Below are 26,031 nucleotides of genomic sequence, written 5' to 3' on the forward strand. Positions count from 1 at the left end.
CCGTCAGCGCAGCAGCTCGTCCGCGTCCACGATCCGGTAGGCGTACCCCTGCTCCGCCAGGAAGCGCTGGCGGTGCGCCGCGAAGTCCTGGTCGATGGTGTCGCGGGCGACGACGGAGTAGAAGCGGGCCTCGTGCCCGTCCGCCTTCGGCCGCAGCACCCGCCCGAGCCGCTGGGCCTCCTCCTGGCGCGAGCCGAAGGTGCCCGACACCTGGATGGCGACGGTCGCCTCCGGCAGGTCGATCGAGAAGTTCGCCACCTTCGACACCACCAGTACGGAGATCTCGCCCTGCCGGAAGGCGTCGAACAGCTTCTCCCGCTGGGCGTTCGACGTCTCGCCCTTGATGACCGGGGCGTTCAGGTGCTCGCCCAGCTCGTCGAGCTGGTCGATGTACTGCCCGATGACCAGCGTCTGCTCCCCGCGGTGCTTGGCCACCAGCGCTTCCGTCACCTTCCGCTTGGTCGCCGTGGTCGCGCAGAAGCGGTACTTCTCCTCCGTCTCGGCGGTGGCGTACGCCAGGCGCTCCGAGTCGGTCAGATTGACCCGCACCTCCACGCAGTCCGCCGGGGCGATGTACCCCTGGGCCTCGATCTCCTTCCACGGAGCGTCGAAGCGCTTCGGCCCGATCAGCGAGAACACGTCCGACTCCCGGCCGTCCTCCCGCACCAGGGTCGCGGTCAGCCCCAGCCGACGCCGTGCCTGGAGGTCCGCGGTGAACTTGAACACGGGCGCCGGCAGCAGGTGCACCTCGTCGTAGAGGATCAGCCCCCAGTCCCGGGAGTCGAACAGCTCCAGGTGCGGATAGACGCCCTTCCGCTTGGTCGTCAGCACCTGGTAGGTGGCGATGGTGACCGGCCGGATCTCCTTCTTCGTCCCGCTGTACTCACCGATCTCGTCCTCGGTCAGCGAGGTGCGCTTCACCAGCTCGTGCTTCCACTGCCGGGCGGAGACGGTGTTGGTCACCAGGATCAGCGTGGTCGCCTTCGCCTGCGCCATCGCGCCCGCGCCGACGAGGGTCTTCCCCGCGCCGCAGGGCAGCACCACGACGCCGGAGCCGCCGTGCCAGAACCCCTCCACGGCCTGCTTCTGGTACGGCCGCAGCGCCCAGCCCGACTCGTCGAGCTCGATGGGGTGGGCCTCCCCGTCCACGTATCCCGCGTGGTCCTCGGCCGGCCAGCCCAGCTTCAGCAGCGTCTGCTTGATCTGCCCCCGCTCGGAGGGGTGCACCGCGACGGTGTCGGCGTCGATCCGCGCCCCCACCAGCGGCTGGACCTTCTTCGAGCGCAGGATCTCCTCCAGCACCGGCCGGTCCGTGGTCGTCAGGACCAGCCCGTGGGCGGGGTGCTTGCTCAGCGTCAACCGTCCGTAACGGTCCATGGTCTCGGCGACGTCCACCAGCAGCGCGTGCGGCACCGGATAGCGGCTGTGCTCCACCAACGCGTCCACGACCTGCTCGGCGTCGTGCCCGGCGGCCCGGGCGTTCCACAGCCCCAGCGGCGTGACGCGATAGGTGTGGATGTGCTCCGGCGCCCGCTCCAGCTCGGCGAAGGGCGCGATGGCGCGACGACAGGCGTCGGCCCGCTCGTGGTCGACCTCCAGCAGGAGGGTCTTGTCGCTCTGGACGATGAGGGGTCCGTTCACTCTCCACCCTTCTCGATCGGATGGCTCCGAGGAACCAAACCTCCAGTGTGCCCGACTCCGGGGGAAACGTGGAGCGCCGATCAGGACGACGCCGCTCGACCCGCCGCCCGACCCGGCGGGTGCCGGGTCACCGGGTCTATCACCGAGTATCACGCGCCTTCGAAGCGCTGTCCGGCGGCCGTACCAGCCGAGGCCGGCGCCGGGTGTCCACCGACCGGTGGACTGCACCCCGAAAAACCCCGCGCGCCGGCATCCGATCGCACCTTTCACGCCACTTTCCCCATGCATGCAATTGGCCACGAAATTCCTTTCTCGATCATCTCGCGGTGATGTCCGAACGGGAGGCATTGCGCTCCGGATTTTGTCGGCCGCATGCTGATCCGCGTCGAAAATCCGCAGTGGAAAGGCAATCGGAAAGGAAGCAATGAGAAGTCGATTACGGATCGGTGTGCTCGCCGCGACGGCGGCCGGCGCCCTCGCCCTCACCGCCGCACCGGCCAGCGCGGCGACCACGCCCTGGCAGTCTCCGCCGCCGCTGGCCGGCTTGGTCTGCGGGGCAACGCAGGCCCATGCCGGCTCTCCCGGGATCTCCTTCAAACCGTGCATCGGCAGCGACGCCGGCGGCGCTCGGGCGATGCTCCTCGTGACCAACGGGTCCGGTGGCCCGGTGACGGCTTCGGCCCAGGTCCGCACCGCGTGGGGGAGCAACGCGGACTGCCCCGCCACCTCGTTGCGCTCCGGCCAGGTGCGGAGCTGTCACGGCGACGCCGTCCCGGCCGCCCAGCCGCAACTGCCCAGCGGGACCCTGACGGTCAACGGCATTACGGACCACTTCTGACCCAGGTCGCTTCGTCCAGCTCAGCGCCACACCTCCCCGCGCCCGCGTGGGAGGTCCCACGGAGTGGAAGGCATTTCCCGTGCGTTTGAAAGCCCTCGCAATCGCCGGCGCCGCAGCAGGCGCCCTCGCCCTGACCGCGTCACCGGCCAGCGCCAACCCCATTCCGACCGTCAACTGGAAGCCGGTCAACACGACCCCTGACTGGAGTTGCTCCGCCTACCAGCCCCACTCCGCAAACTCGGGCGTCAAGTTCAAGACGTGTCATGTGCTGAACCGGTTCGGCGACGGTCAGACCGTGCTCGTCGTGCAGAACTCAACTGCCGCGAAGGTCTACATCTCAGGCACGATCCGTTCCAACTACGGCAGCAACGTGGACTGTGAGTACAGCGCCATGGGGGCAGGTGGTACGGCCGGGTGCTACGCCCCCACCGTCCGCGACGTCAGCCCTCCGATGATTAGCGACGTGCGGTTGTTCCTCCACTGAGAACGGGGCGCCGCCGCTGTCCCCCGGCGGCGGCGCCTTCTCGTTGTCGGGCCCGGGGGTTGTCCCCACCTTCCGGGCTGCCACTGCCCGGTGGATCGAGTCGGGCGTCAGCGCCATGGTGGCCGCCCGGTCGGCGAAGCCAAGATCGACACATGGCAAAGAATCAACTACGCAGCGCTGCACGGGCTGTTGCGGCCGGCTCGCTCGCCCTGGCGGGCGTCGGCGGTCTCGCCGCACCGGCCGCGGCCGACGCAGGCACGAGCACCCAAACGCAGGCCATCGCAGGGGCGGGGACGGAGCGCGCGCGGGGTGCGCTCGTGTCGTACGAGCTGCGGCACACCTTCACGCGGGCGCAGGTCACCGACGCCCTCGCCCCGCACGTGGCGACCGACCAGGTGCGGCACGGCGTGTCCACGTACCTCGTGAAGTACCGGACGGTCGACCACCGGGGCGCGCCCGTCGTGGCCAGCCAGCTCGTCGCCCTGCCCGACAACGGCGACCGGTCCCTGCCGGTCGTGTCCTGGCTGCACGGCACGACCGTCACCAAGACCCACGTGGCCAGCGCCCGCACCGACACCAACGACCACCGCGCCGCACTGCTCTTCGCCTCGACCGGACGCGCCGTCTCCGCGCCCGACTACGTCGGCCTCGGCAAGGACAGCCCGGGCCGGCACCCCTACGGGGACCCCCGCTCCACGGTCGCCGCCGGCGTCGACGGACTGCGCTCGGCGCGCGTCGCCGCACGGGATCTCGGCCGGCGCCTGGAGCGGGACGTCCAGGTCAGCGGGTTCTCGCAGGGCGGCCCCGCGACGATGTTGATGGGCCGTGCGCTCCAGCAGGAGGGCGCCGACCGGTACTTCCGGCTCGGCGCGCTCGCCCCCGTCGGCGGCCCCTTCGACCTCAGCGCGTTCGAGAAGGCCGCAGCCGACGACGCGGTGGAGAAGTCCGGGCTCTACCTCGGCTACTTCGTCACCGCGTGGAACTGGATGTACGGCGGGCTGTACGACTCCCCGAGCGAGGCTTTCAAGGCGCCGTACGACGCCGTCGTCGAGGAGCTGTTCAACGGCGCTTACGAACCGCAGGAGATCCTCGCGAAGCTCCCGCCGGCCTCCCGCGACCTGTTCACCCCGCAGTTCTTGGAGAAGGTGCGCAACCCCACGGGAGAGTTGGCCCGCCGCCTGCGCCCGCTGGACACCACCTGCGACTGGCGCCCCGAGGTCCCGGTGCGGATATTCCACGCCGCGGGTGACAAGGACGTCGACTTCGCGCACGCCCGGCACTGCGGGGCGCAACTGACGGCGAACGGCGCCGCGTACGAGCTGACGGACCTCGGTCAGTACGACCACAACGGCTCGGTGCGCCGGGCCCTGCCCGAGATCGTGCGCTTCTTCGACGCGGCGACGGGCCGGCCGTAGGCCCGTAGCCCGCATGTCCACGGGGTCCACGGGGCCGTGGGCCCGTACGTCCAGTGTCCCGCCGCCGCGTCGAGCGCCCCGCCACCCGCTACGTCGCGCGCGGCAGGGCCTTGGGCTCCGGCTCCGGCCGGCGCTCGTGCGGGGTGCGCTGGCGGGGCACGAAGACCAGGTGCTGGTGGCCGCGGCGCAGGTCGAGCTTGAGGCGGACGTTGCTCGCACGGGTGAGCATCACGCCCACGCCCAGCGCCGCCAGCAGGGAGACCAGGCCGCCGGCCGCGAAGCCGATGCGCGGGCCGTACGCGTCGGTGATCCACCCCACCAGGGGCGCGCCGAGCGGGGTGCCGCCCACGAAGACCATCATGAACAGGCTCATCACCCGGCCCCGGACGGCGGGGTCGGTGGCCATCTGGATGCTGGAGTTCGCCGTCACGTTCACGGTGAGGCCGAACGTGCCGATCGGGACCAGCAGCGCCGCGAAGAGCCAGAAGGACGGGGCGAACGCGGCGACGACTTCCAGGGCGCCGAAGAGGACCGCGGCGCCCACGAGTATCCGCATCCCCGAGGCCCCGCGGCGGGCCGCGAGCAGGGCGCCGGCGAGCGAGCCGATCGCCATCAGGGTGTTCAGCAGGCCGTACGTCTCGGCGCCCGAGTGGTACACCTCGTCGACGAAGGCGGAGAGCCAGATGGGGAAGTTGAAGCCGAAGGTGCCGATGAAGCCGACGAGGACGATCGGCCAGATCAGCTCGGGGTGCGCGGAGACGTACCGCAGCCCCTCGCGCAACTGGCCCTTGCCGCGCGGCGCCCGGACGGACTTGTGCAGCTCGCCGGTGCGCATCATCAGCAGGCCGACGATGGGTGCGATGAACGACAGGCCGTTGAAGAGGAAGGCGTAGCCGCTGCCGACCGCGGTGATCAGCACGCCGGCGACGGCGGGGCCGACGAGCCGGGCGGACTGGAAGTTCGCGGAGTTCAGGCTGACCGCGTTGGCGAGCTGGTCCGGGCCGACCATCTCGTTGACGAAGGTCTGCCGGGCCGGGTTGTCGACGACGGTCACGAGGCCGAGCAGGAAGGCCGTGAGGTACACGTGCCAGACCTCGACCTGGCCGGTCAGGGTGAGCGCGGCTAGTGCGAGGCCGGTGAGGGCCATCGCCGACTGGGTGCCCAGCAGCAGGGGCCGCTTGGGGAGCCGGTCGGCGAGCACTCCGCCGTACAGCCCGAAGAGCAGCATCGGCAGGAACTGCAGCGCCACCGTGATGCCGACCGCGGAGGCGGAGCCGGTGAGGGTGAGCACCAGCCAGTCCTGGGCGATGCGCTGCATCCAGGTGCCGGTGTTGGAGACGACCTGGCCTATCGCGAAGAGCCGGTAGTTGCGGATCTTCAGCGAGCTGAACATGGTGGTAGGGGCAGGTGCGGGGGCGGAATCTGTTCCGGGTCCCGTACGCAAAGTCGGTCGCCTCCTCGGCTTTGGTCCTATAGGTGCGCGAGCTTCTCCAGGACCGGGGCTGCGGCGCGCAGCTTCGCCCACTCGTCCTCGTCCAGGCCCTCGGCGAGGGCGGTCAGCCAGGCGTTCCGCTTGCGGCGGCTCTCTTCGAGCATGGCTTCGGCCTGCTCGGTCTGGCTGACGACCTTCTGGCGGCGGTCGTCCGGGTGCGGCTCCAGCCGGACCAGTCCTTTGGCCTCCAGCAGCGCGACGATCCGGGTCATGGACGGCGGCTGCACGTGCTCCTTGCGCGCCAGCTCGCCGGGGGTGGCCGAGCCACAGCGGGCGAGGGTGCCGAGCACCGACATCTCGGTGGGGCTCAGCGACTCGTCGACGCGCTGGTGCTTCAGCCGGCGGCCCAGCCGCATCACGGCCGAGCGCAGTGCGTTCACAGCGGCTTCGTCGGGGTCGGGGGCGTCCTCGGGGGAGTCGCCGGACCGACCGCCGTGGGACAGGTCAGACATGTTTGTTAGCTTAACTCATTACTCTGTCTAAATACCAGTCGGTTTCAGCGGTCGCCCCACAGCCGCCCCGCAGGCGTCCCGTGGGCAGCGCCGGGCGGTTGTCCGACGAAACCCACAATCACCCGTATGAGTGATACGTAGCCGGAAAGTGACGCACCGGCCGCGGGCGGGCGGCGACGCTGACCGCATGGGATCGGGATCGACTGTGTTGAGCCTGCGGATGGACGGCGACCTGCTCGAACGTGTTCGCCAGCACGCCGCGAAAAGGGGAATGAGCGTCCAGGACTACGTGGTCCGGACGCTCATTCGGGACGACTTCGACGAGCGCTTCAAAGCGGCCGTCGAGGAGACGGAGGAGTTCTACCGCTAGGGACGCCCTGGCTGAAGGGGGGCGGGGCCGGGCTACTTCGCCAGGCCCAGCGCCGGCATCGCGTAGTAGAAGACGAAGACCGCCGACACCGCGTACATCGCGATCGGCACCTCCCGGCCGCGCCCGACCGCCAGCCGCAGCACGCAGAAGGTGATGAAGCCGATGCCGATGCCGTTGGTGATCGAGTACGTGAACGGCATCATCACCATCGCGAGGAACGCCGGCACGGAGACCGTGAAGTCGCTCCAGTCGATGTCCTTGATGGAGCCCGCCAGGATCAGGAAGCCGACCGCGAGCAGCGCGGGCGTCGCGGCCTGCGAGGGCACCATCGTGGCCAGCGGCGTCAGGAAGAGCGCCAGGCCGAACAGACCGCCGGTGACCACCGACGCCAGACCGGTGCGGGCGCCCTCGCCGACGCCGGCCGTGGACTCCACGAAGCAGGTCGTCGCCGAGGACGAGGTGGCGCCGCCGGAGGCGACCGCGATGCCGTCCACGAACAGCACCTTGTTGATGCCGGGCAGGTTGCCGTCCTTGTCCAGCAGCTTGGCCTCGTCGCCGACGCCCAGGATCGTGCCCATCGCGTCGAAGAAGCAGGACAGCAGCACGGTGAAGACGAACAGCGTGCCGGTGAGCAGTCCGACCTTCTCGAAGCCGCCGAACAGGCTGACCTCGCCCACCAGCCCGAAGTCCGGCGTGGAGATCGGATTGCCCGGCCACTTCGGCGTCGTCAGACCCCACGACGGGACCTTCGCGACGGCCTCGATGATCATCGCGATGATCGTCATCACGACGATCGAGATCAGGATCGCGCCGGGCACCTTGCGGATGATCAGCACGAGGGTGAGCAGCGCGCCGAGGACGAAGACCAGGACCGGCCAGCCGTCGAGGTGGCCGCCGGCGCCCAGGGTCAGCGGCACGGTGGTGTTGGCGGCGTCCGGGATGCGGGAGACGAAGCCGGAGTCCACCAGGCCGATCAGCATGATGAACAGGCCGATGCCGATCGCGATGCCCTTGCGCAAGCTGCGCGGCACTGCGCTCATCACCCGTTCCCGCAGGCCGGTCGCGACCAGCAGCATCACCACGAAGCCGGCGAGGACGACCATGCCCATCGCGTCCGGCCAGCTCATCTTGGGCGCGAGTTGCAGGGCGACGACCGTGTTCACGCCGAGGCCGGCCGCGAGCGCGATCGGGACGTTGCCGATGACGCCCATCAGCAGCGTGGAGAAGGCCGCGGTCAGCACGGTGGCGGTGACCAGCTGACCGGGGTCGAGCTGGTTGCCGTACATGTCCTTCGCGCTGCCGAGGATGATCGGGTTCAGCACGATGATGTACGCCATCGCGAAGAAGGTGGCGAAGCCGCCGCGGATCTCGCGCGGCAGGGACGAGCCCCGCTCGGAGATGCGGAAGTACCGGTCGAGGTTGCCGAGCGGGCCCTTCGGCTGGTGCTGGGGAGCGGCAACGGATGCCGAGGGGGTCATGCGGTCCTCTTCGGGGTCTTCGGGCCTTCAGGGGGCGGCTTTTGTGTATCGGCCTTTGTGGATTCATACGAATGAATCCAGCCAGCAGCAAACCGTTTCAGTATGAACATATGAAGCCTTGAACGCTATCTCCGCGCGTAGACCCCTGGTGTCGCAAGGGATCCGCCGCCGCCCGGGACCCTGCGGGCGGCCGGCGTCCGCCGCCTACACTGAGCACATGGCGAAGTGGACCCCCCGGCACGAGGCACCCGAGCCCCTTGAAGGGCCGGTCGTCGCCACCATCACCATCGGGACGATCATCTGGTTCGCCCTCTTCCTGGTGCAGATCCCCTTCTACAGCTGGTTCGCCGACCGCGACCTGATGTGGTGGGTGTGGACCTGTCTCGCCGGCGGCGGGCTCGGACTCATCGGCGTCTGGTACGTCCGCAAGCGGGACGCCGCGATCAAGCGCGCCGAGGCCGCGGCCCGGGACGGCTCGGAGCGGGACGGCTCCGGTGCCCCGGGTGCCGCGGATGGCGTGAACGACACCGACGCGTAGTGCCACGGGACGATTCGGGTCCTCCCGTGGTCTGATCATCCGCAGCTCCGAAGGGTGCCGGCCGCGTCCCGGCCGTACCGTACGGAACATGACCCAGTCGGCGAGGATGGACACGGACGGCCCCGACGGCTCCCGCGGCACCGGGCCACGACGACCGGACCCCGAACCGGGGTCGGACGAGGGGACCGGGTCAGGGTCGGGTCCGGGTCCGGGCCCGCGACCGGACGCCGCCGGCGCGCGACGGCCCGCCATCGACGCGGGCGCCGAACTCGACCCCGTACACCCCGTGCCGCCGCCCGCGCCCGCCCCGGCGGTCGGACTCACCTCCGCCCAGGTCGCCGAGCGCGTCGCCCGCGGCGAGGTCAACGACGTACCCGTCCGCTCGTCCCGCTCCACCGTCGACATCGTCCGCGGCAACGTCTTCACCCGCTTCAACGCGATCATCGGCGTGCTGTGGGTGATCATGCTGATCGTCGCGCCCATCCAGGACAGCCTCTTCGGTTTCGTCATCATCGCCAACACCGGCATCGGCATCATCCAGGAACTGCGGGCGAAGAAGACCCTCGACGGGCTCGCGGTCATCGGCGAGGCGAAGCCGACCGTACGGCGCGACGGGCGGCCCACCGCGGTCTCCACCTCCGAGATCGTCCTCGGCGACCTCGTCGAACTCGGCCCCGGCGACAAGGTCGTGGTGGACGGCCGGGTCGTCGAGGTCGACGGCCTGGAGGTCGACGAGTCCCTGCTCACCGGCGAGGCCGACCCCGTGCTCAAGCGCCCCGGCGACCAGGTCATGTCCGGCAGCTTCGTCGTCGCCGGCGGCGGCGCGTTCACCGCGACCAAGGTCGGCCGCGAGGCGTACGCCGCCCAGCTCGCCGAGGAGGCGTCCCGCTTCACCCTCGTCCACTCCGAACTGCGCAGCGGCATCAGCACCATCCTGAAGTACGTCACCTGGATGATGGTCCCGACCGCGATCGGCCTGATCGTCAGCCAGCTCGTGGTCAAGAACGCCGATCTGAAGGACTCCATCGCCCGGACCGTCGGCGGCATCGTGCCGATGATCCCCGAGGGCCTGGTCCTGCTGACCTCCGTCGCCTTCGCGATCGGCGTGATCCGGCTCGGCCGCAAGCAGTGCCTGGTGCAGGAACTGCCGGCGATCGAGGGCCTGGCCCGGGTCGACGTCGTCTGCCTCGACAAGACCGGCACGCTCACCGAGGGCGGCATGGACGTGACGGAGGTACGGCCGCTGGGCGGCGCGGACGACGCGTACGTGCGCCGCGTCCTCGGCGCGATCGGCGCGTCCGACCCGCGCCCCAACGCGTCCCTGAAGGCCATCGTCGAAGCGCACCCCGAGCCCGCGCCCGACGCCGACGGGACCGGCCGCTGGCGCACCCTGGAGGCGCTGCCGTTCTCCTCCGCCCGCAAGTACAGCGGCGCGCGCTTCGAGGAGGACGGCGCGGGCCGCACCTCCACCTGGCTGCTGGGCGCGCCCGACGTCCTGCTGCCCGCGGACGACCCGGCGCTCACCGAGATCGAGCACCTGAACGAGCAGGGGCTACGGGTCCTGCTGCTGGCCCGCGCCGACGCGCTGGAGGACGTCGCGGGCGCCCGAGCCACCGCGCTGGTCGTCCTGGAGCAGCGACTGCGGCCCGACGCCTCCGACACGCTCGCGTACTTCGCGGACCAGGACGTCGCCGCGAAGGTGATCTCCGGGGACAACGCGGTCTCCGTCGGCGCGGTCGCCGCGAAGCTCGGCCTGCCCGGCGCGGAGCACACGGTGGACGCGCGCACCATGCCGGCCGACCGCGACGAGATGGCGCAGGCGCTGGACGACGGCGCGGTCTTCGGGCGCGTCACCCCGCAGCAGAAGCGGGACATGGTCGGCGCGCTCCAGTCCCGCGGGCACACGGTCGCCATGACCGGCGACGGCGTCAACGACGTCCTCGCGCTCAAGGACGCGGACATCGGCGTCTCCATGGGCTCCGGCTCGGAGGCGACCCGCGCGGTCGCCCAGATCGTCCTGCTGAACAACAGCTTCGCCACGCTGCCGTCGGTCGTCGCGGAGGGCCGCCGGGTGATCGGCAACATCACGCGGGTGGCGACCCTCTTCCTCACGAAGACGGTCTACTCCGTGCTGCTGGCGATCCTCGTCGTCATCAGCCAGGTCGAGTACCCCTTCCTGCCGCGGCACCTGACGCTGCTGGCGACGCTGACGATCGGCGTGCCGGCGTTCTTCCTGGCGCTGGCGCCCAACAAGGAACGCGCGAAGCCGCACTTCGTGCAGCGGGTGATGCGGTACGCGATCCCCTCCGGCGTGATCGCGGCGGCGGCCACCTTCACCACGTACCTGCTGGCCCGCTCGTACTACACCGGCCCCGACGCGCTCGACGCGGAGACCAGCGCGGCGACGCTGACGCTGTTCCTGGTCGCCCTCTGGGTCCTGGCGATCATCGCCCGCCCGTACACGTGGTGGCGGCTGCTGCTGGTGGTGACGATGGGGGCGGGGTTCCTGATCGTGCTCGTCGTGCCGTGGCTCCAGGAGTTCTTCGCGCTGAAGCTGGTCGGGACGACGATGCCGTGGACGGCGGTGGGGGTCGCGGTGGCGGCGTCTGCGGTGCTGGAACTGACCTGGCGCGCGGTCTCCCACCGCGACCCCTCCTAGCCCCCGCGCTTACCCTGCGGCCCGCGACGCGAGACCTCCCCGCCGTTCCCCGAGCGGCCTGCGCTGGTCTCCGCGCCCTAGTGGTGGGTTGCTCGCGCAGTTCCGCCCCCTGCCCGCAGGGGGGCTAGCTCGGGGAGTTCGTCGGTTGGCGGGGGACGCCCACACCCGCCCCCACCCGCAACCGCAGCAGATCGTCGCCCCAGTCGTCCAGCACCGCCCCGTGCCCCCACCCCCTCGCCAACGGCTCCAGCTCCGTGAACAGGCGGCGGATCGCCACGGGCGCCGACGGGGTCAGGACCTCCGCCAGCAGGGGGAGCAGGTGGTCGTGCGACCACTCCGGGCGGCTCAGCGGATGGTGCCGCAGCTCCCACGACAGGTACTTGTTGTACGGGCGCACCCGGTTGTGCAGGGCGAAGACGTACGTCAGGAAGTACGGCACCGCCTCCGCCGCGTCCAGGCCCGCCGCCAGCACCTGGCCGTCCCGCGCGCTCTTCACGCACCGGTACGCGCTGTTCAAGAACGCGTCCAGGAAGCCGGGCGCCAGCGCAGCCGCCTCCTCGCGCGTCAGGGCGCCCTTCGCCGCGACCAGCTCCCCGATGAGGCCGTCCGCGGTGTCCTTGACGACCTTGGCGTGGGCGAAGGCGTATCGGTTCCACTCGGTGCCCGAGCCGGCCAGCGCGTGGGTGCGGAACTCGGCCAGCGGCAGGACCACCACGTCCAGCAGGGCGTCCCGCCGGGACAGCGCCGTGAGCGGGCCGGCGCCGTCCTCGACAACGAGGTACACGTCGTAGTCGGAGCGGTCGGTCGCGACACCGTCACGGGCCCGGGAGCCGCTGAGCACGAGCCCGAGGACCCGGCGGTCCCGACGCACCCGGTTCAGGAGTGCGGCGTACTCCTCTGCGGCGGAGGTTGTAGGGGTCACCGGTCCAGCCCACCACGCCTCGCCGCCCGTTCCAACCCGTTTTCACCCACCAAACATGCGCAGGATTCCGCGCAGGAGTCCGCACGGGCGCACGCACGACCACCCGCACGCGCTCCCGCGCAGCAGCCCGCACGGGCAGCCGCACGCACCACCCGCACGGGCCCGCGGCACGGGCGCCCGGGCCTCACGCGCCCGGGTCGAACCAGCGGTCCCGGGCCAGCTCCTCCGTCCGCGACGGGTCCTCCAGCAGCGCGGCCACCTCGAAGCGCCGCGGCCACTGGCCCGCCGCCCACGCCAGCCCCGCCGCGACGCCCTCGACCGTCGCCGCGTGCACCACCCCGTCGGACGTACGGCGCCAGTCCAGTTCGACGCCGCCGGCGACCAGCTCCTCGTGCTCGACGTACGCGTCGGGCGTCGCCGGGCCCAGCAGGACCCGCACCGAGTCGGGGACCTCGTGCTCCTCGCCCGCCGACGTCACCTCCGCGGTGACCGCCTCGCTCAGCCGGCGCACCTGGAACAGCTCCGCCAGGTCCGCCGCGCGCTCGGGGGAGACCGGCAGCAGCGGCAGGCCGCCCGAGAGCGGGATCAGGTCCGGCGCGTCGGCGACCACCGCGTCCGCCGCGTCCACCACCCGCACCTCGCCGTCCACCACGGCCCGCACCGCGTCCGGCAGCGTGACCTGCTCCGGGTCGAGGTCCGCGAGCGCCGTGTAGAGCCCGTGCAGCTGGGCCGGGCGCACCGGGCGCTCCGCGTCCGCGAGCCGCCCCAGCAGCTCCGCCGCCCCGCCCGGCTCGTCGAGCAGCGCGGCGACCGAGGTGCGCACCCCGAGCGCCCGCAGCACCTGCGCGTCGTCGAAGCCGGAGGCGTCCACGGACTCGTACAACCCGTCCAGCAGCGGATCGCCGCCGGCCGCCCGCAGCCCCGCGGGGCGCCGGCCGTCGAGCACGGGGTGGTCGCGCAGCCACCACGCGGTGTACGGCCGCACGGTCTGCGTGGTCCCGTCCGGCAGCAGCACGCGCACGGGCTGGGTGAGCGCGTCCCGCAGCGGCGGCTGGGCGAGCAGCGCCAGCGCCTGCGGCCACCGGTCGTCGTCGACCAGGTCCAGGTCCCGTACGGCCACCAGCTCCGTCGCCACCGGCGGCACCGGCCCCTCGGGGAGCCGGTCCAACACGTCCTCGCACCACACGTCGACCGCGTCCAGCAGGCCCGGGTCGTCCGGCTCCGCGTAGTCGCCGTCGCGCGGCTCCAACTCGTCCGGGTCGAGGACGACGTCCGCGGCGCGCACGAGGGCGAAGTTCGTCAGCACCCCGCAGGCGGCGAGCGCCCGCCCGTCCCAGCGCTCGGCCAGCTCGGCGTCGCAGAACGCCAGGTCGCCCTCGCGCATCACCGAGGCGAACGGGCTGCCCGGCAGCACCAGCTCACCCGCCGGCGACAGCTCGCCGTCCTCGTCGGGCAGCGCCAGCGCCCCCAGCCACGGCTCGTCGCCCGGCTCCAACTCGGCGTCGCGCACCAGCGCCAGCACCGTGTCCGCCAGCTCCTCGGCGTCCAGCGCCGCGGGCGCGTCCTCGTCCCAGATCTCACCCGCCTCCAGCGAACCGGCGACCGCGGTGCGCACCTGCGGGGTCGTCAGGACGGCGCGCGGCGTCGCGGGCAGCGCGCCCAGCTTCTCCAACAGCGGGTGCGCGGCGTCCTCGTGGGCGACCTTCAGCCCGAGCCGGGCGAGCTGCTCGTGGGTCCCGGCGCGGCCGTCCGGCAGCGGGAGCAGGATCTGCCGCGGCCCGATCACGGTGCGGCCGTCCGCGAGCGGCACCGGGAGGCCGGTGAGCCGGTCCGGGTCGACGCCGGCGAGGCTCTCGTACAGCCGCCACCACCAGCCCGGCTCCCGCTCCAGCCCGGCCAGCCGGTCGACCGCCTCCGTCAGCGGGACCCGGGCGACGCCGAGGGTGCGCAGCTCGGTGCGGCGCTCAAGCCCGGCGGGCAGCAGCGTCGGCAACACCTCCGCCAGCACCCGTACGGTCTCCAGGCCCGCGCCCTCCACCACCTCGGCCTCCATCGGCCGCAGCGCCCCGGAGCGCTCGGCGGCCGGCAGGCCGGTGTCCTCCTCCACGCCCGTCCTGGGCGCGGCGGGCTCCAGGAACGCGACGCGCGGCAGCCGCCGCAGGACCGCGGCGCGCAGCGCCCCGTCCAACTCGCCCTTGCCGAGCGGGCCCGGCACCAGGTCCACCGTGCCCGTCGACAGCGGCTCCCAGCCGCCGAGGAGCGTCGCGTACGCATCGGCGGCGCGCTCCACCACGAAGTCGGTGAGCGGCCCGGGCGCGGGGTGCCGACGGGTGGTGTCCAGCGGCAACGAAGCGATCAGCAGCGCCGGTACGCCCAGCGGCTCGTCCGTCGGCGTCGGCGCGTGCACGACGGGCGCGGTCGCCGGCCGCTCCGGCGCGCCGTCGCCGTTCACGGGGACCGCCCACGTCACGCTCCAGTACGGCCGCAGCCGCTCCTCGACCGGACGGTCCTTCAGCAGCGCGGCGTCCAGCGCGCCGCCGTCGCTGACGGTGCGCCAGCGGCGGGCGCCGTTGCCGTGCGCGCTGTTGCTGTCGCTGTCCAGGATGCGTACGTACGGGCCGTCCGTCTCGCGCCGCAGGGTCCGTACGCCGTCGGGCGTGTCGACGACGACCTCCGCGAGGCCGGGAAGCGTGAGGAGCAGGGCGTCGTCGATCGAGCGCAGCAGGTGCTCGACGAGGTCGACGGCGGCGCCGTCGCGCAGCGGCAGCACCACGACGGTGTCGTACCCGTCGGGCGCGGTGCCCTCGGCGGGGAGCGGGAGACGCAGCGTCGGCACGTGCCCGTCGCGCCGCCGCAGCTCCTCGGCGAGGCCGGGGCTCGGCTGCGCCTGCGCGACCTCCTGCGCGAGGGCGCGCGCCTCCGCGAGCGACCAGCGGACGGCGCCGTGCCGCCCGACCACCGCGGGCTCGTCGCTGACCGCGAGCACCGCGGCGAACCCGACGCCGAACCGGCCGACGCCCTGGTCGTCGCGCTTCGCCGATGCGCGCAGGGTGCTCAGGGACTCGACGCCGGTCGCGTCGAGCGGGGCGCCGGTGTTCGCCACGGCGAGGGTGTTCTCACGGAGCGTCAGCCGCAGCCGGCCGGGGGAGCCGGTGCGGGCGGCGGCGTCCGCGGCGTTCTGCGCCAGCTCGATGACGAGGCGGTCGCGGTAGCCGCCGAGTACGAGGTCCTCCTCGGCGTTGGCGTCCTCCCGGAACCGCGCGGGGCTCGCCGCCCAGGCGTCCAACACGCCGCGCCGCAGGCGTGCGGTGCCGAACGGATCGGCGGCTTCGGAGGGACTGACGACGCTCACGGTGTGGCTCCGCTCTGTCTGTTCTGCGTTTCACTGTCACCTGCGCGCCGAAGGTACCGCGTCCCCCCGGGCGGCCCCGCCCGCCCTTCGCCCTGCGGCGGGCTTGCCACACAGTTCCCCGCCGTTCCCCTGCGGGCCGCGCTGATCTCTGCGGGCCGTCTGTGGCTGTTCGCGCAGTTCCTCGCGCCCCTGACTACCCCGCCGTTTCCCTGCGGAAGGTCTGGTCTCTGCGGCCCGGTGGTGGGCTGTTCGCGCAGTTCCCCGCGCCCCTAATTGCCTCGCCCTTCGGGCGTAGGCATGGCCCTGAGCCCCGCCCGCCCGCAAGGCATGGGGCCCCAGCGCCCCAAAACCTTCGCCCCCAGCTTGCAGTCAAAAGGCGGCGGCAGCACATCAGGGGCGCGGGGAACTGCGCGAACAGCCCACCACCGGGCCGCAGAGACCAAACTTCCCGCAGGGAAACGGCGGGAAGGGGCGCTGGGTCCCCCGTGCCCGTAGGGCACAGGTGGGGGTCCCCCCACGCCCCTGGGCGTAGGGGGCGGAACTGCGCGAGCAACCACCCGCGGCCCGCAGGGGAACGGCGGGGGCCACGAGCGCCAGCGCAGCGCAGGGCTACGAGTGGCCCAGGTCCTCGTCCGGCGGGGCGCCGACGTGGGCGGGCTCCTCGCCGAGGGGGAACTCATCCGCGGCCATCGAGTCCAGCACCGGCGGCGCCGGCTGCGGCGCCTTCGGCATCACAGCCGCCTCCGAATGCCCCCCGCACCCGTACGACAACGACACCACGTGCCCGTCCGCCGGCGAGAACTCGTTCGCGCAGATCCCGAACGCCTGCGACAGCGACCCCGCGATCGGCACCAGGAACCCGCAGGTCACGCAGGACGCCGGCGCGGCCTGCGCCATCGGGGTCTTCGCCCCGAAGGACTCGTCCCAGCGGTCCGCCGCGGTGTGCAGGCCGTACCGGGACAGCACCCGCGCCCGGCGCATGCCGAGCTCCTCCGCGAGGGACGCGAGGTCGCCGCGGCCGTTGGGGAAGGTGTCCGCGGGCCGCCGGTCGGTCAGCTCCGCGTCCTCCTCCTCGACGCGCTCCGCGAGGTCGTGCGTGGTCCCGGCGAGCGCGGAGTTCGGCGGCGGGGCGTCCTCGCCGGAGTAGCCGGGCTCCAGCCGCAGGTCCTCCGCCTCCGTGGGCAGCAGGTCCCCCGGCCCCAGGTCACCCGGGCGCAGGCGCTCGCTCCACGGCACCCACTCGGGCGCCAGCAGCGCATCGGGGCCGGGCAGTAGTACGGACTCGTCGAGGGTGACCAACTTCGCGCGCGAGGCGCGGGCCACGGTCACGGCCCACCGCCAGCCGCGGTAGCCCGGCTCCTTGCACTCGAAGAAGTGCGTGACGACGCGATCCCCCTCCGATACGAGGGAGACGTGCTCGCCCACCACACCTGGCGCCGCGACCTCCTCCGCGGCTGCCCTGGCGAGATCTACCGCCTCGGCGCACAGACGGTCGGGGGTACGGCTTCGCGTCGTCGCAGCACTCACAGGTCTCGCTTCTCTCCTACGCCGTCTCACGGGTGCCGCCGACCGACCGATGCGTGGGGTACGGGCCGCGGGCGGAGCGGACCAGGGGGCCGCATCGACGTCCGCGCCCGGACCGGTCGTCCCGGGCACACCTCTGTGTCATCCATTCTGCGGGATGGCGAAGAGGCGCGCGGCCGAGAACATTCGCCGGTGGCGCGCTACGCACGCTACCTCCTTCGCAGCGCCCCGCCCACCTGCGCGCCCCAACCGGGAGCTAACAACCCCGCATCACCCGCCGTCGCGCCGGTCCTTCGGGCAGTATGGCGTGGTGGCCGCAGCCAGTTCGTCGGACGACGGGTCCGGGGCGCTCACCCGAGCGTGCCGGGCGGTGGGGCGCGCACTGCACCTGCCGTTCAGCGGCACGGCGCGGTCCATCCGCAAGGCGACGCACGCACAGGGCGCCGGCGAGTCGGGCCTCGGCCGGCTGATTGAGCTGCACGCGGTGAACGGCGCCGGCGACGTCATGATCACCGTCGCCCTCGCGTCGACGGTCTTCTTCTCCGTGCCCACGGACGAGGCACGCGGCCGGGTCACCCTCTACCTGGCGATCACCCTCGCGCCGTTCGCGCTGCTCGCGCCGGTGATCGGCCCGCTGCTGGACCGGATCCCGCACGGCCGGCGGGCCGCGATGGCCACGGCGATGCTGGTCCGGGCCGCGCTGGCGCTGGTGCTGTCGGCGGCGGTGGTGACGGGGTCGCTGGAGCTGTATCCGGCCGCGCTGGGGGTGCTGGTGGCCTCCAAGGCGTACGGCGTGGTCCGCAGCGCGGTCGTACCGCGACTGCTGCCGCCGCGGTTCTCCCTCGTCAAGGCGAACTCGCGGGTCACGCTCGCCGGGCTGCTGGCGACCGGCGTGGCGGCGCCCGTCGCCGCGGGGCTGCACCAGATCGGCCCGGCGTGGACGCTGTACGGGGCGTGCGCGCTGTTCCTGCTCGGGGCGTTCTGGGCGCTGCGGCTGCCGCAGCGGGTGGACTCCGCGAAGGGCGAGACGAACGTGCGGGTGCTCACCCACGGCGGGAAGCGGCCCAGCCTGCGGACGGTCGGCCCGTCGGTGATCCACGGCCTGCAGGCGAACGCGGCGCTGCGCTGCCTTTCCGGGTTCCTCATCTTCTTCCTGGCGTTCCTGCTGCGGGAGCATCCGCTGGCGGGCCAGAGCGAGGCGATGTCGATGGCGATCGTGGGTGTGGCGGCCGGGGCGGGCAACGCGCTGGGGACGGTCGTGGGCGCGTGGCTGAAGGCGCGCGGCCCGGAGGCGATCATCGCGACGGTGCTGGGGGTGGTCCTGACGGCCGCGGTGCTGGCGGCGGTGTTCTTCGGCGCGGGGATGGTCGCCGTGCTGGCGGCGACGGCGGGGCTGTGCCAGGCGCTGGCGAAGCTGTCGCTGGACGCGCTGATCCAGCGGGACGTGCCGGAGGAGGTGCGGACGTCGGCGTTCGCCCGCTCGGAGACGTTGCTGCAGATGGCGTGGGTGGTGGGGGGTGCGGTGGGGATACTGCTGCCGTTGAACGGGGTGCTGGGGATGGCCGTCGCGGCGGGCATCGTCTGCGCGGGCTCCCTCGCCTCCACCCGCGGCCTCCTATCGGCCGCCCGCCGCGGCCCCCACCCCCACCCCCGCGTGGCCTAACCCCCGGCCCTCCGACGCCCTCGCCGTTCCCCCGCGGGAGCTCTGGTCCCTGCGGGTGCATTGTGGCTTGTCGCGCAGTTCCGCCCCCCGTTCCCGCAGGGCACAGGGGGCGGAACTGTGCGAACAGCCACGGACGGGCCGCGGAGATCAGTCCTCCCGCAGGGAAACGGCGGGGTTTTCAGGGGCGCGAGGAACTGCGCGAAACAGCAACAGACGGGTCGCGCACAGTGCGCCCCGGACGCGCACCCCGCACCCCGCCCGGAGGGCCACCGTGGCGACGGAGGGCGACGCGCGGGGGCCCCGGCGCAGGCCGGGGGACACGGGAAGATAGCCTTCCCGCATGACCGTTGCGTTCTTGTCCGGCAAGCGTCGCCGGGCCGTTGCCAGCATCGGCGCCGTCAGCGCCGGGCTCCTCGTCCTCTCCGCCTGCGAAAAGCCGACGCCGGTCGCGACCGTCACGGTCGGGACGGAGTCCGTCACCTCGGAGGCCGCCTGCTACAACGACGGCAAGGAGATCAAGGAGTCCGAGCTCCAGGACTGCCTGAACAAGAAGGAAGGCGAGACCGTCAAGGTGTCGCCGGACGAGCTGATCCGCTTCGGCGTGGACCCGGCGATCGCCGACAACGGCTGGTCGCTGTTCATCGACGGCAAGCCCGTCGAGCAGGAGCCGTACACCAAGACGTACCGCTCCCTCGTCGGCAGCTCCTTCTTCGCCGAGAGCACCGACTCCACGAAGATCCAGATCGTCGAGTCCAAGAAGGGCAAGATCATCGGCATCTGGACCTTCACCCTGAAGAAGTCCTGACGTCCGGGGGCGGGCCGTGCGCGTACTCGTCGTGACCGCCGTGGCGCCGGAGGCCGAGGCCGTCGACGCCGCGGACGTCGGTGCCCGCGCCCGTGGCAACGGAACCGTCGACGTGATCGTCGGCGGCGTCGGCCCCGCCTCCGCCGCCGCCCGCGCCGCCACCGCCCTCAGCCGCGCCCCCGTCCCGTACGACCTCGTGGTCAGCGCCGGGATCGGGGGCGGTTTTGTGCCGCACGCACCGGTCGGCTCGCTCGTCGTCGCGGACGCGATCGTCGCCGCGGACCTGGGCGCGCAGACGCCGGACGGCGGCTGGCTCCCCGTCGACGAGCTGGGCTTCGGCCGGGCGACGCACCTGCCGCCCGCGGGGCTCGCCCGCCGTGCCGCGCAGGCCGCGGGCGCCCTGTGCGCGCCGGTGCTGACGGTCTCGACGGTCACCGGAACGGCCGCCCGCGCGACCGAGTTGACCGCGCGTCACCCGCGCGCCGCGGCCGAGGCGATGGAGGGCTTCGGCGTGGCGGAGGCCGCGGCGGCGCACTCGCTGCCCGTCCTGGAGGTCCGGGCGATCTCGAACCCGGTCGGGCCGCGGGACCGCTCCGCCTGGCGCATCAAGGACGCGCTGACCGCCCTGACGGACGGCTTCCGACAGCTCAGCCCCGTCTTCTCCGAGCCCTCCGAGCCCTCCGAGGAGCCGAAGTGACCGGCACCCAAGCCCCCGCCGCGCGCAGCGACCGCACCGACCGCATCGACATCGCGTACTCGCCCTGCCCGAACGACACCTTCGTCTTCGACGCCCTGGCCCACGGCCGGGTGCCCGGCGCGCCCGCGCTGGACGTCACCTTCGCGGACATCGACGTCACCAACGGGATGGCGGAGCGCGGCGAGGGCACGGTGTTGAAGGTGTCGTACGCGGTGCTGCCGTGGATCCTCGACGAGTACGCCCTGCTGCCCTGCGGCGGCGCGCTCGGCCGCGGCTGCGGACCGCTGGTGCTCACCCGGGACGCCGAGGGCTCCGCCGCCGACCTCGCGGGCCGTACGGTCGCGGTGCCGAGCGAACGGTCCACGGCGTACCTGCTGTTCCGGCTGTGGGCGGCGACCGAGGTGCCGGGCGGGGTCGGCGAGGTGGTCGTGCTGCCGTTCCACGAGATCATGCCGGCGGTGCGGGACGGCCGGGTGGACGCCGGACTGGTGATCCACGAGGCGCGGTTCACGTACCAGGAGTACGGACTGCACCGGCTCGCCGACATGGGCGAGCACTGGGAGTCGACGACCGGGCTGCCGATCCCGCTGGGCGCGATCGTCGCGAAGCGGTCACTGGGCGCCGAACGGCTGCGGCTGCTCGCGGAGTCCGTCCGGGCGTCGGTGCGGATGGCCTGGGACGACCCGGAGGTCTCGCGTCCGTACGTACGGGAGCACGCGCAGGAGATGGACCCGTCGGTGGCGGACCGGCACATCGGGCTCTACGTGAACGAGTTCACCGCGAACCTGGGGCCCGACGGGTACGCGGCGGTGCGCGGCTTGCTCACGCGCGCGGCGGCCGAAGGGCTCGTGCCGGCGCTCGCGCCGGGCGCGCTCGACTTCGTCTGAGCGCCCGAGTGCTTCCGTACCTGCACTCCCTGAAGCGCCGAACCTCCCGTAAAGCACCTGAAGCACCTAAAGCGCCGAACGGCCGAAGGGCCTCGCACCGCCCCTCGGCCGGGATGCGCTCTGTGGCGCCGGGACCGTCACACGTCCAGTTGGTCCGCCACCGCCCGCAGCATGCCCGCGATCTTCGAGCCCTGCGCCTTGTCGGGGTAACGCCCGCGCTCCAACTGCTGGGTGACGTTCTCCAGGAGGGTGGTGAGGTCCTGCACGATGGACGCCAGTTCGTCCGGCTTGCGGCGCTGGGCCGCGGCGACGGACGGGGTGGGGTCCAGGACCGTGACGGACAGGGCCTGGTCGCCGCGCTGACCGGCGACGACACCGAACTCGACGCGCTGACCGGGCTTGAGCACGTCGACCCCGTCGGGCAGCACTGACGAGTGGACGAAGACGTCGCCGCCGTCGTCGCGGGAGAGAAAGCCGAAGCCCTTCTCGCTGTTGAACCATTTGACCTTGCCGGTGGGCACGTCTGTCCTCGTCCTCGTACTCGTTGGGGCGCTTCGTCGGGCGCTGATGCGCCGAAAACGGCTCTGGATAGCAGTGCAGCGGGTCGACCGACCCGCTCCGACTCCAAGGCTAATGGTCCAGGGGCTGGTGACAAGACGTCGCCGAACGGTTCCTACTCGCAGGGAACTACCCTGGCTGGATGACTGCTACTCCTTCCGCGCCGGGTGACGGGCTGGTCCGGGTCGGTGCCATCGTCTTCATCGTCGGCGCAGTGGCCACGCTCGTCACGCTGGCCCCGCTGTTCCTGGGCACCGAACCGTTCCCGCCGGTGGCGTACGGGGTGTGCATGTTGATGGGCGTCGGCTTCGCGATCGCGGGCGCGGGGGTACTCCGTTCGGTCGCGGCCCAGCGGCGGGCGGCCAAATCGGTGATGCCGCAATCATCCGGGATGTCCTGACGTTTCGGGGCCCGCGCGGGGCGCGTTACGCCTCCCGCGCGCCCGGCACGCGCCGGTTCGTGAGGTGGTCGCGTAGCCAGTCGGGGAAGGCGAGCAGGTCCTCAAGGATCACATCCGCCCCGGCTTCTCGCAGGTCAGCAGGGCTGCACGGGCCGGTGGGCACGGCGACGGAGAGCGCGCCGGCGGTGTGCGCACCGCGTACGTCCCCGATGTGGTCGCCCACGTAGACGCTTGCGCCGTACTCGCGCAGCGCTTCCGCCTTGCCCTCGGCCCACAGCCAGCCGATCACCGCGTCCGGCGCGATGTCGAGGTGCTCCAGGTGGAGCTTGGCGTTCGGCTCGTGCTTGGCGGTGACGACGATGGCCCGGCCGCCGTTCTCCCGCACGGCGCGCACCGCTTCCCGCGCGCCGGGGAGCGCCAGGGTGGGCTCGATCGCATACGTCGGGTAGATCTCGCGGTACCGATCACCCATGGCCGGAATTCGATCATCGGGGAACCAGTGCGCGAGCTCTTGTTCCAGCGGCGGCCCCAGTCGGGTGGCCGCGAGGTCGGCGTCGATCCACACTCCGGTCTCCGCGGAGAGGGCCCGGTAGGCCGCCCGGATGCCGGGTCGGGAGTCGATCAGCGTCATGTCCAGGTCGAAGCCCACGGTGAAGGGTGCAGGCGGAACAGCCGTGGGGGCGGGTGCCGGGCGGGGCGCGGTCCCCGGGCGCTTCGCCTCCCGGGGCGCGGTCCCTCGGTGCGTCGTCTCCTGGTGTGCGGCCATGGGGCCATTGTGCCCGTCGTTGTGTCGTACACGCTCTCTCGTACACTCAGCTAAGCCTTACCTATCCTTTTCAGTCACGCTTTACCTCTCAACTTCGCTTCTCAACTTCACTTCTCGACTTCGCTTCTCAACGTCACTCCTCGACTTCCTCGATTGGTCGCCATGTCAGCCAGACGCGCGCTTGCGGCCCGCCGCATCGGCTGGACGGCGGCGGCCGTCACTGCCCTGCTGGTCGCGGTGCTCCTCAGCCTCGGAGTGGGGGCGCGCACCATCCCGCCCTCGGCCGTCTTCGAGGCGCTGTTCCAGGACGGGGGCGGCGCGGACGCCCAAGTCGTCCGGGAGCTCCGGGTCCCCCGTACCCTCATCGGCCTGATGGTCGGCGCGGCGCTCGCCCTTGCCGGAACGGTCCTGCAAGGGCTCACCCGCAACCCCATCGCCGACCCCGGGATCCTCGGCATCAGCCAGGGGGCGTCCGTCGCCGTCGTCCTCGCGATCGCGTACGCCGGCGTGCACACCCTCACCGGATACGTCTGGTTCGCCTTCGCGGGCGCGGCGGTGGCGTCCGTCGCGGTGTACGCGATCGCCTCCAGCGGCCGGGGCGGCGCGACGCCCGTGAAGCTGGCGCTCGGCGGCGCCGCGATCAACGCCCTGCTCGCCTCCGTCACCAACGGCGTCCTCACCACCAAGGCCGCGGCGCTCGACGAGTACCGCTTCTGGCAGGTGGGTTCGCTGGCCGGGCGGGAGCAGGAGGTCGTCCAACAGGTCTGGCCGTTCCTGCTGCTGGGCGTGGTGCTGCTGGTCTACGTGGCACGCGGGCTGGACGCGCTCGCGCTCGGCGACGACGTGGCGAAGGGCCTCGGGCAGAACGTGGCGACGGTACGGGTCGTGGGCGGGATCGCCGCGACCGTGCTGACCGGCGTCGCGGTCGCCGCGGCCGGCCCGATCGCCTTCGTCGGCCTCGCCGTGCCGCACATCGCCCGCGCCGTCGTCGGCGGCGACCACCGGTGGCTGCTGCCGATGGCGGCGCTGATCGGGCCGGTGATGCTGCTGGTGGCGGACGTGGTCGGACGCGTGGTGTTCCCGCCCGGGGAGGTGCCGGCCGGGGTGACGACGGCGCTGATCGGGGTGCCGTTCCTGGTGGTGCTGCTGCGTCGGAAGAAGGTGGTGGCGGCGTGAGTACGCAGCTGCGCGGTGGGGCCGTACGGCCCGCCGGATACGGGGTGCTCCGCTCCTCCCGGGGCCGCGGCAGCGTGCTGGTGCACCGGCGCAGCGTCGTCGTCGCCGGCGCGCTCGCCGTCCTCCTCGCCGCGGTCTGCGTGGCGTACCTCTCCGTCGGCGAGAGCTTCGTGCCGCCGGCCGAGGTCGTGCGGGTGCTGCTCGGCGAGGAGACCCCTAACGAACTCGTCGTCGGCACGCTGCGGCTGCCGCGCCTGGTGACCGGGTTGCTGGTGGGCGCGGCGTTCGGGATCGCGGGCGCGCTGATCCAGACCGTGGCGCGCAATCCGCTCGCGTCCCCCGACGTCATCGGCATCAGCCAGGGCGCGAGCGTCGTCACGGTGGCCGCGATGACCTTCGGCGTCACCTCGTACACCCTGCTGCCGTACCTCTCCGTCGCCGGCGGGATCGCGGCGGCGGCGCTGGTGTACGTCTTCGCCTGGCGCGGCGGGCTGCACGCGGCGCGCTTCGTGCTGATCGGCATCGGGTTCGCGATCGCGCTGCGCTCGCTGACGACGCTGTTCATGACGAAGGGGGACTACCTCGTCGCCCAGCAGGCGCAGATCTGGATGACCGGCTCGCTCAACGGGCGCGGCTGGGACGAACTCGCGCCGCTGGCCTGGACGCTGCTGGTGCTCGCGCCCGCGATCGTCTGGGCGGCCCGCGCCCAGCGGACCGTCGCGCTGGACGACGACACCGCCACCGCGCTCGGCGTACGGCTCGGCCGGGTGCGGCTGGGGCTGGTGGCGCTCGGGGTGCTGCTGGCGTCCATGGCGACGGGCACGGCGGGGCCCGTCGACTTCGTGGCGCTGCTCGCGCCGCAGATCGCCCGCCGGCTGACGCGCACCGCGCAGTTGCCGTTGCTGAGTTCGGCGCTGACAGGCGCGGTGATCGTGGTCCTCGCGGACCTGTTGGCGCGTCGGCTCTTCTCGCCGACGGAGTTGGCCGTCGGCGTGCTCACGGCCGCCGTCGGCGCGCCGTATCTGATCTGGCTCATCATGCGGAGCCGTACCACCGGAGGGAAGGCGTGAGCCGACTGACCGCGCGCGGGCTGACGCTCGCGTACGAGGACCGCACCGTGGTCCACGAGCTGGACCTGGCGATCCCGGACGGCGCCGTGACCGTGATCGTGGGCCCCAACGCCTGCGGCAAGTCCACGACGCTGCGGGCGCTGGGCCGGCTGCTGAAGCCGAAGGGCGGCTCGGTGCTGCTGGACGGCCAGGACCTGGCCGGGCTGCCGACGAAGAAGATCGCGCAGCGGGTGGGGGTGCTGCCGCAGTCGCCGGTCGCGCCGGAGGCGATCACCGTCGGGGACCTGGTGTCCCGGGGCCGGCAGCCGCACCAGGCGTGGTGGCGGCAGTGGTCGGAGGAGGACGAGCGGGCGGTCACGGACGCGATGGCCCGCACTGACGTCACCGCGCTCGCGGACCGTCCCGTCGACGAGCTCTCCGGCGGGCAGCGGCAGCGGGTGTGGATCGCGATGGCGCTGGCCCAGGAGACGGAACTGCTGCTCCTGGACGAGCCGACGACGTTCCTGGACATCGCGCACCAGGTGGAGGTGTTGGACCTGGTGCGCCGCCTCAACCACGAGCGCGGCCGTACGGTCGTCGCGGTCCTGCACGACCTCAACCAGGCGGCGCGCTACGCGGACCACCTGGTCGCGATGAAGTCGGGCCGCGTGGTGGCGGAGGGCGCGCCGGCCGAGGTGGTCACGGCGGAGCTGGTCCGGGAGGTCTTCGGCCTGGAGTCGGTGGTGGTGCCGGACCCGGTGACGGGGTCGCCGCTGGTGGTGCCGGGGGCGCCGTACGGCTCGAAGGTGTCGGACGGGTCGAAGGTGTCGGACGGGTCGAAGGTGCCGGATCCGCGCTGAGGTGT

Annotated in this window: 23 protein-coding genes; 14 read left to right on the forward strand and 9 right to left on the reverse strand. The window is 72.5% G+C overall.

Going from position 1 to position 26,031, the window contains the following annotated elements; all coding sequences use genetic code 11:
- Positions 1–3: 3 nt before the first annotated feature.
- Positions 4–1,641 carry a DNA repair helicase XPB gene (locus ABZ842_RS14475; protein ID WP_361536760.1) on the reverse strand — a complete coding sequence of 546 codons (1,638 nt, stop codon included), beginning with the start codon at positions 1,639–1,641 and terminating at the stop codon, positions 4–6.
- A 424-nt stretch (positions 1,642–2,065) separates the two neighbouring features.
- Here ABZ842_RS14475 and ABZ842_RS14480 point away from each other — a divergent pair, with 424 nt between their 5' ends.
- The 3 genes from ABZ842_RS14480 to ABZ842_RS14490 all read left to right on the forward strand — a co-directional run bounded on the left by ABZ842_RS14480 (position 2,066) and on the right by ABZ842_RS14490 (position 4,378).
- Entirely contained in the window at positions 2,066–2,479 is a 414-nt protein-coding gene (locus tag ABZ842_RS14480) for a hypothetical protein (RefSeq protein WP_361536762.1), read from the forward strand.
- Between the two features lie 79 nt (positions 2,480–2,558).
- Positions 2,559–2,963 (forward strand): hypothetical protein, encoded by a 405-nt coding sequence (locus tag ABZ842_RS14485; protein ID WP_361536764.1) that lies wholly within the window; start codon positions 2,559–2,561, stop codon positions 2,961–2,963.
- Positions 2,964–3,115: 152 nt separating this feature from the next.
- Positions 3,116–4,378 carry a hypothetical protein gene (locus tag ABZ842_RS14490; RefSeq protein ID WP_361536766.1) on the forward strand — a complete coding sequence of 421 codons (1,263 nt, stop codon included), beginning with the start codon at positions 3,116–3,118 and terminating at the stop codon, positions 4,376–4,378.
- Between the two features lie 88 nt (positions 4,379–4,466).
- On the opposite strand, the gene ABZ842_RS14495 is transcribed toward ABZ842_RS14490, so the two are convergent.
- Together ABZ842_RS14495 and ABZ842_RS14500 are read right to left on the reverse strand one after the other, a co-directional pair.
- Positions 4,467–5,822: an MFS transporter gene (locus tag ABZ842_RS14495; RefSeq protein WP_361536768.1), complete on the reverse strand. Its 1,356-nt coding sequence runs from the start codon at positions 5,820–5,822 to the stop codon at positions 4,467–4,469.
- A gap of 26 nt (positions 5,823–5,848) precedes the next feature.
- A complete protein-coding gene (locus ABZ842_RS14500) occupies positions 5,849–6,226 on the reverse strand; it encodes a MarR family transcriptional regulator (protein ID WP_361536922.1) in 378 nt (125 codons plus the stop codon).
- 283 nt (positions 6,227–6,509) lie between these two features.
- Between ABZ842_RS14500 and ABZ842_RS14505 the strand changes: the two genes are divergently transcribed.
- Entirely contained in the window at positions 6,510–6,692 is a 183-nt protein-coding gene (locus ABZ842_RS14505; protein WP_361536770.1) for a ribbon-helix-helix protein, CopG family, read from the forward strand.
- Positions 6,693–6,724: 32 nt separating this feature from the next.
- On the opposite strand, the gene ABZ842_RS14510 is transcribed toward ABZ842_RS14505, so the two are convergent.
- Complete coding sequence (locus ABZ842_RS14510; protein WP_361536772.1) at positions 6,725–8,170, reverse strand: NCS2 family permease; 1,446 nt, start codon at positions 8,168–8,170, stop codon at positions 6,725–6,727.
- A gap of 217 nt (positions 8,171–8,387) precedes the next feature.
- Between ABZ842_RS14510 and ABZ842_RS14515 the strand changes: the two genes are divergently transcribed.
- Positions 8,388–8,708 carry a DUF2530 domain-containing protein gene (locus ABZ842_RS14515; RefSeq protein WP_361536774.1) on the forward strand — a complete coding sequence of 107 codons (321 nt, stop codon included), beginning with the start codon at positions 8,388–8,390 and terminating at the stop codon, positions 8,706–8,708.
- Between the two features lie 88 nt (positions 8,709–8,796).
- Positions 8,797–11,367, forward strand: a complete 2,571-nt coding sequence (locus tag ABZ842_RS14520) for an HAD-IC family P-type ATPase (RefSeq protein WP_361536776.1) — start codon at positions 8,797–8,799, stop codon at positions 11,365–11,367.
- A gap of 124 nt (positions 11,368–11,491) precedes the next feature.
- On the opposite strand, the gene ABZ842_RS14525 is transcribed toward ABZ842_RS14520, so the two are convergent.
- The 3 genes from ABZ842_RS14525 to ABZ842_RS14535 form a co-directional block, all read right to left on the reverse strand.
- Positions 11,492–12,289 carry a hypothetical protein gene (locus ABZ842_RS14525; RefSeq protein WP_361536778.1) on the reverse strand — a complete coding sequence of 266 codons (798 nt, stop codon included), beginning with the start codon at positions 12,287–12,289 and terminating at the stop codon, positions 11,492–11,494.
- A 184-nt stretch (positions 12,290–12,473) separates the two neighbouring features.
- Positions 12,474–15,641 (reverse strand): molecular chaperone Hsp90, encoded by a 3,168-nt coding sequence (locus ABZ842_RS14530; RefSeq protein WP_361536780.1) that lies wholly within the window; start codon positions 15,639–15,641, stop codon positions 12,474–12,476.
- A 609-nt stretch (positions 15,642–16,250) separates the two neighbouring features.
- On the reverse strand, positions 16,251–17,168 hold the full coding sequence (locus ABZ842_RS14535; protein WP_361536782.1) for a DUF3027 domain-containing protein: 918 nt from the start codon (positions 17,166–17,168) through the stop codon (positions 16,251–16,253).
- Between the two features lie 307 nt (positions 17,169–17,475).
- Here ABZ842_RS14535 and ABZ842_RS14540 point away from each other — a divergent pair, with 307 nt between their 5' ends.
- The 4 genes from ABZ842_RS14540 to ABZ842_RS14555 all read left to right on the forward strand — a co-directional run bounded on the left by ABZ842_RS14540 (position 17,476) and on the right by ABZ842_RS14555 (position 21,217).
- On the forward strand, positions 17,476–18,828 hold the full coding sequence (locus ABZ842_RS14540) for an MFS transporter (RefSeq protein ID WP_361536784.1): 1,353 nt from the start codon (positions 17,476–17,478) through the stop codon (positions 18,826–18,828).
- 340 nt (positions 18,829–19,168) lie between these two features.
- Positions 19,169–19,633, forward strand: coding sequence for a DUF2771 domain-containing protein (locus tag ABZ842_RS14545; RefSeq protein ID WP_361536786.1), 465 nt, complete (start codon positions 19,169–19,171; stop codon positions 19,631–19,633).
- A 16-nt stretch (positions 19,634–19,649) separates the two neighbouring features.
- On the forward strand, positions 19,650–20,330 hold the full coding sequence (locus ABZ842_RS14550; RefSeq protein ID WP_361536788.1) for a futalosine hydrolase: 681 nt from the start codon (positions 19,650–19,652) through the stop codon (positions 20,328–20,330).
- Positions 20,327–21,217 (forward strand): 1,4-dihydroxy-6-naphthoate synthase, encoded by an 891-nt coding sequence (locus ABZ842_RS14555; protein WP_361536790.1) that lies wholly within the window; start codon positions 20,327–20,329, stop codon positions 21,215–21,217. Before ABZ842_RS14550 ends, ABZ842_RS14555 begins: the two co-directional genes overlap by 4 nt.
- A gap of 137 nt (positions 21,218–21,354) precedes the next feature.
- On the opposite strand, the gene ABZ842_RS14560 is transcribed toward ABZ842_RS14555, so the two are convergent.
- Positions 21,355–21,738, reverse strand: a complete 384-nt coding sequence (locus ABZ842_RS14560; RefSeq protein ID WP_361536792.1) for a cold-shock protein — start codon at positions 21,736–21,738, stop codon at positions 21,355–21,357.
- A gap of 179 nt (positions 21,739–21,917) precedes the next feature.
- On the opposite strand from ABZ842_RS14560, the gene ABZ842_RS14565 reads away from it, so the two are divergent.
- The gene (locus tag ABZ842_RS14565; RefSeq protein ID WP_361536794.1) at positions 21,918–22,175 is read left to right on the forward strand and encodes a hypothetical protein; all 258 of its coding nucleotides are present in this window, start codon (positions 21,918–21,920) and stop codon (positions 22,173–22,175) included.
- A gap of 25 nt (positions 22,176–22,200) precedes the next feature.
- Here the strand turns inward: ABZ842_RS14565 and ABZ842_RS14570 are convergent, their stop codons facing one another.
- Positions 22,201–22,941 carry an HAD family hydrolase gene (locus ABZ842_RS14570; protein ID WP_361536796.1) on the reverse strand — a complete coding sequence of 247 codons (741 nt, stop codon included), beginning with the start codon at positions 22,939–22,941 and terminating at the stop codon, positions 22,201–22,203.
- 162 nt (positions 22,942–23,103) lie between these two features.
- On the opposite strand from ABZ842_RS14570, the gene ABZ842_RS14575 reads away from it, so the two are divergent.
- The 3 genes from ABZ842_RS14575 to ABZ842_RS14585 are packed head-to-tail and all read left to right on the forward strand — an operon-like array spanning position 23,104 to position 26,026.
- On the forward strand, positions 23,104–24,117 hold the full coding sequence (locus tag ABZ842_RS14575) for an iron ABC transporter permease (protein ID WP_361536798.1): 1,014 nt from the start codon (positions 23,104–23,106) through the stop codon (positions 24,115–24,117).
- Positions 24,114–25,187 (forward strand): iron chelate uptake ABC transporter family permease subunit, encoded by a 1,074-nt coding sequence (locus tag ABZ842_RS14580; RefSeq protein ID WP_361536800.1) that lies wholly within the window; start codon positions 24,114–24,116, stop codon positions 25,185–25,187. Before ABZ842_RS14575 ends, ABZ842_RS14580 begins: the two co-directional genes overlap by 4 nt.
- A complete protein-coding gene (locus ABZ842_RS14585) occupies positions 25,184–26,026 on the forward strand; it encodes an ABC transporter ATP-binding protein (RefSeq protein ID WP_361536802.1) in 843 nt (280 codons plus the stop codon). The genes ABZ842_RS14580 and ABZ842_RS14585 overlap by 4 nt, the downstream gene beginning before the upstream one ends.
- Positions 26,027–26,031 lie beyond the last annotated feature (5 nt).

The organism is Streptomyces sp. NPDC047315 (assembly GCF_040643215.1).
Classification (GTDB): Bacteria; Actinomycetota; Actinomycetes; order Streptomycetales; family Streptomycetaceae; genus Streptomyces.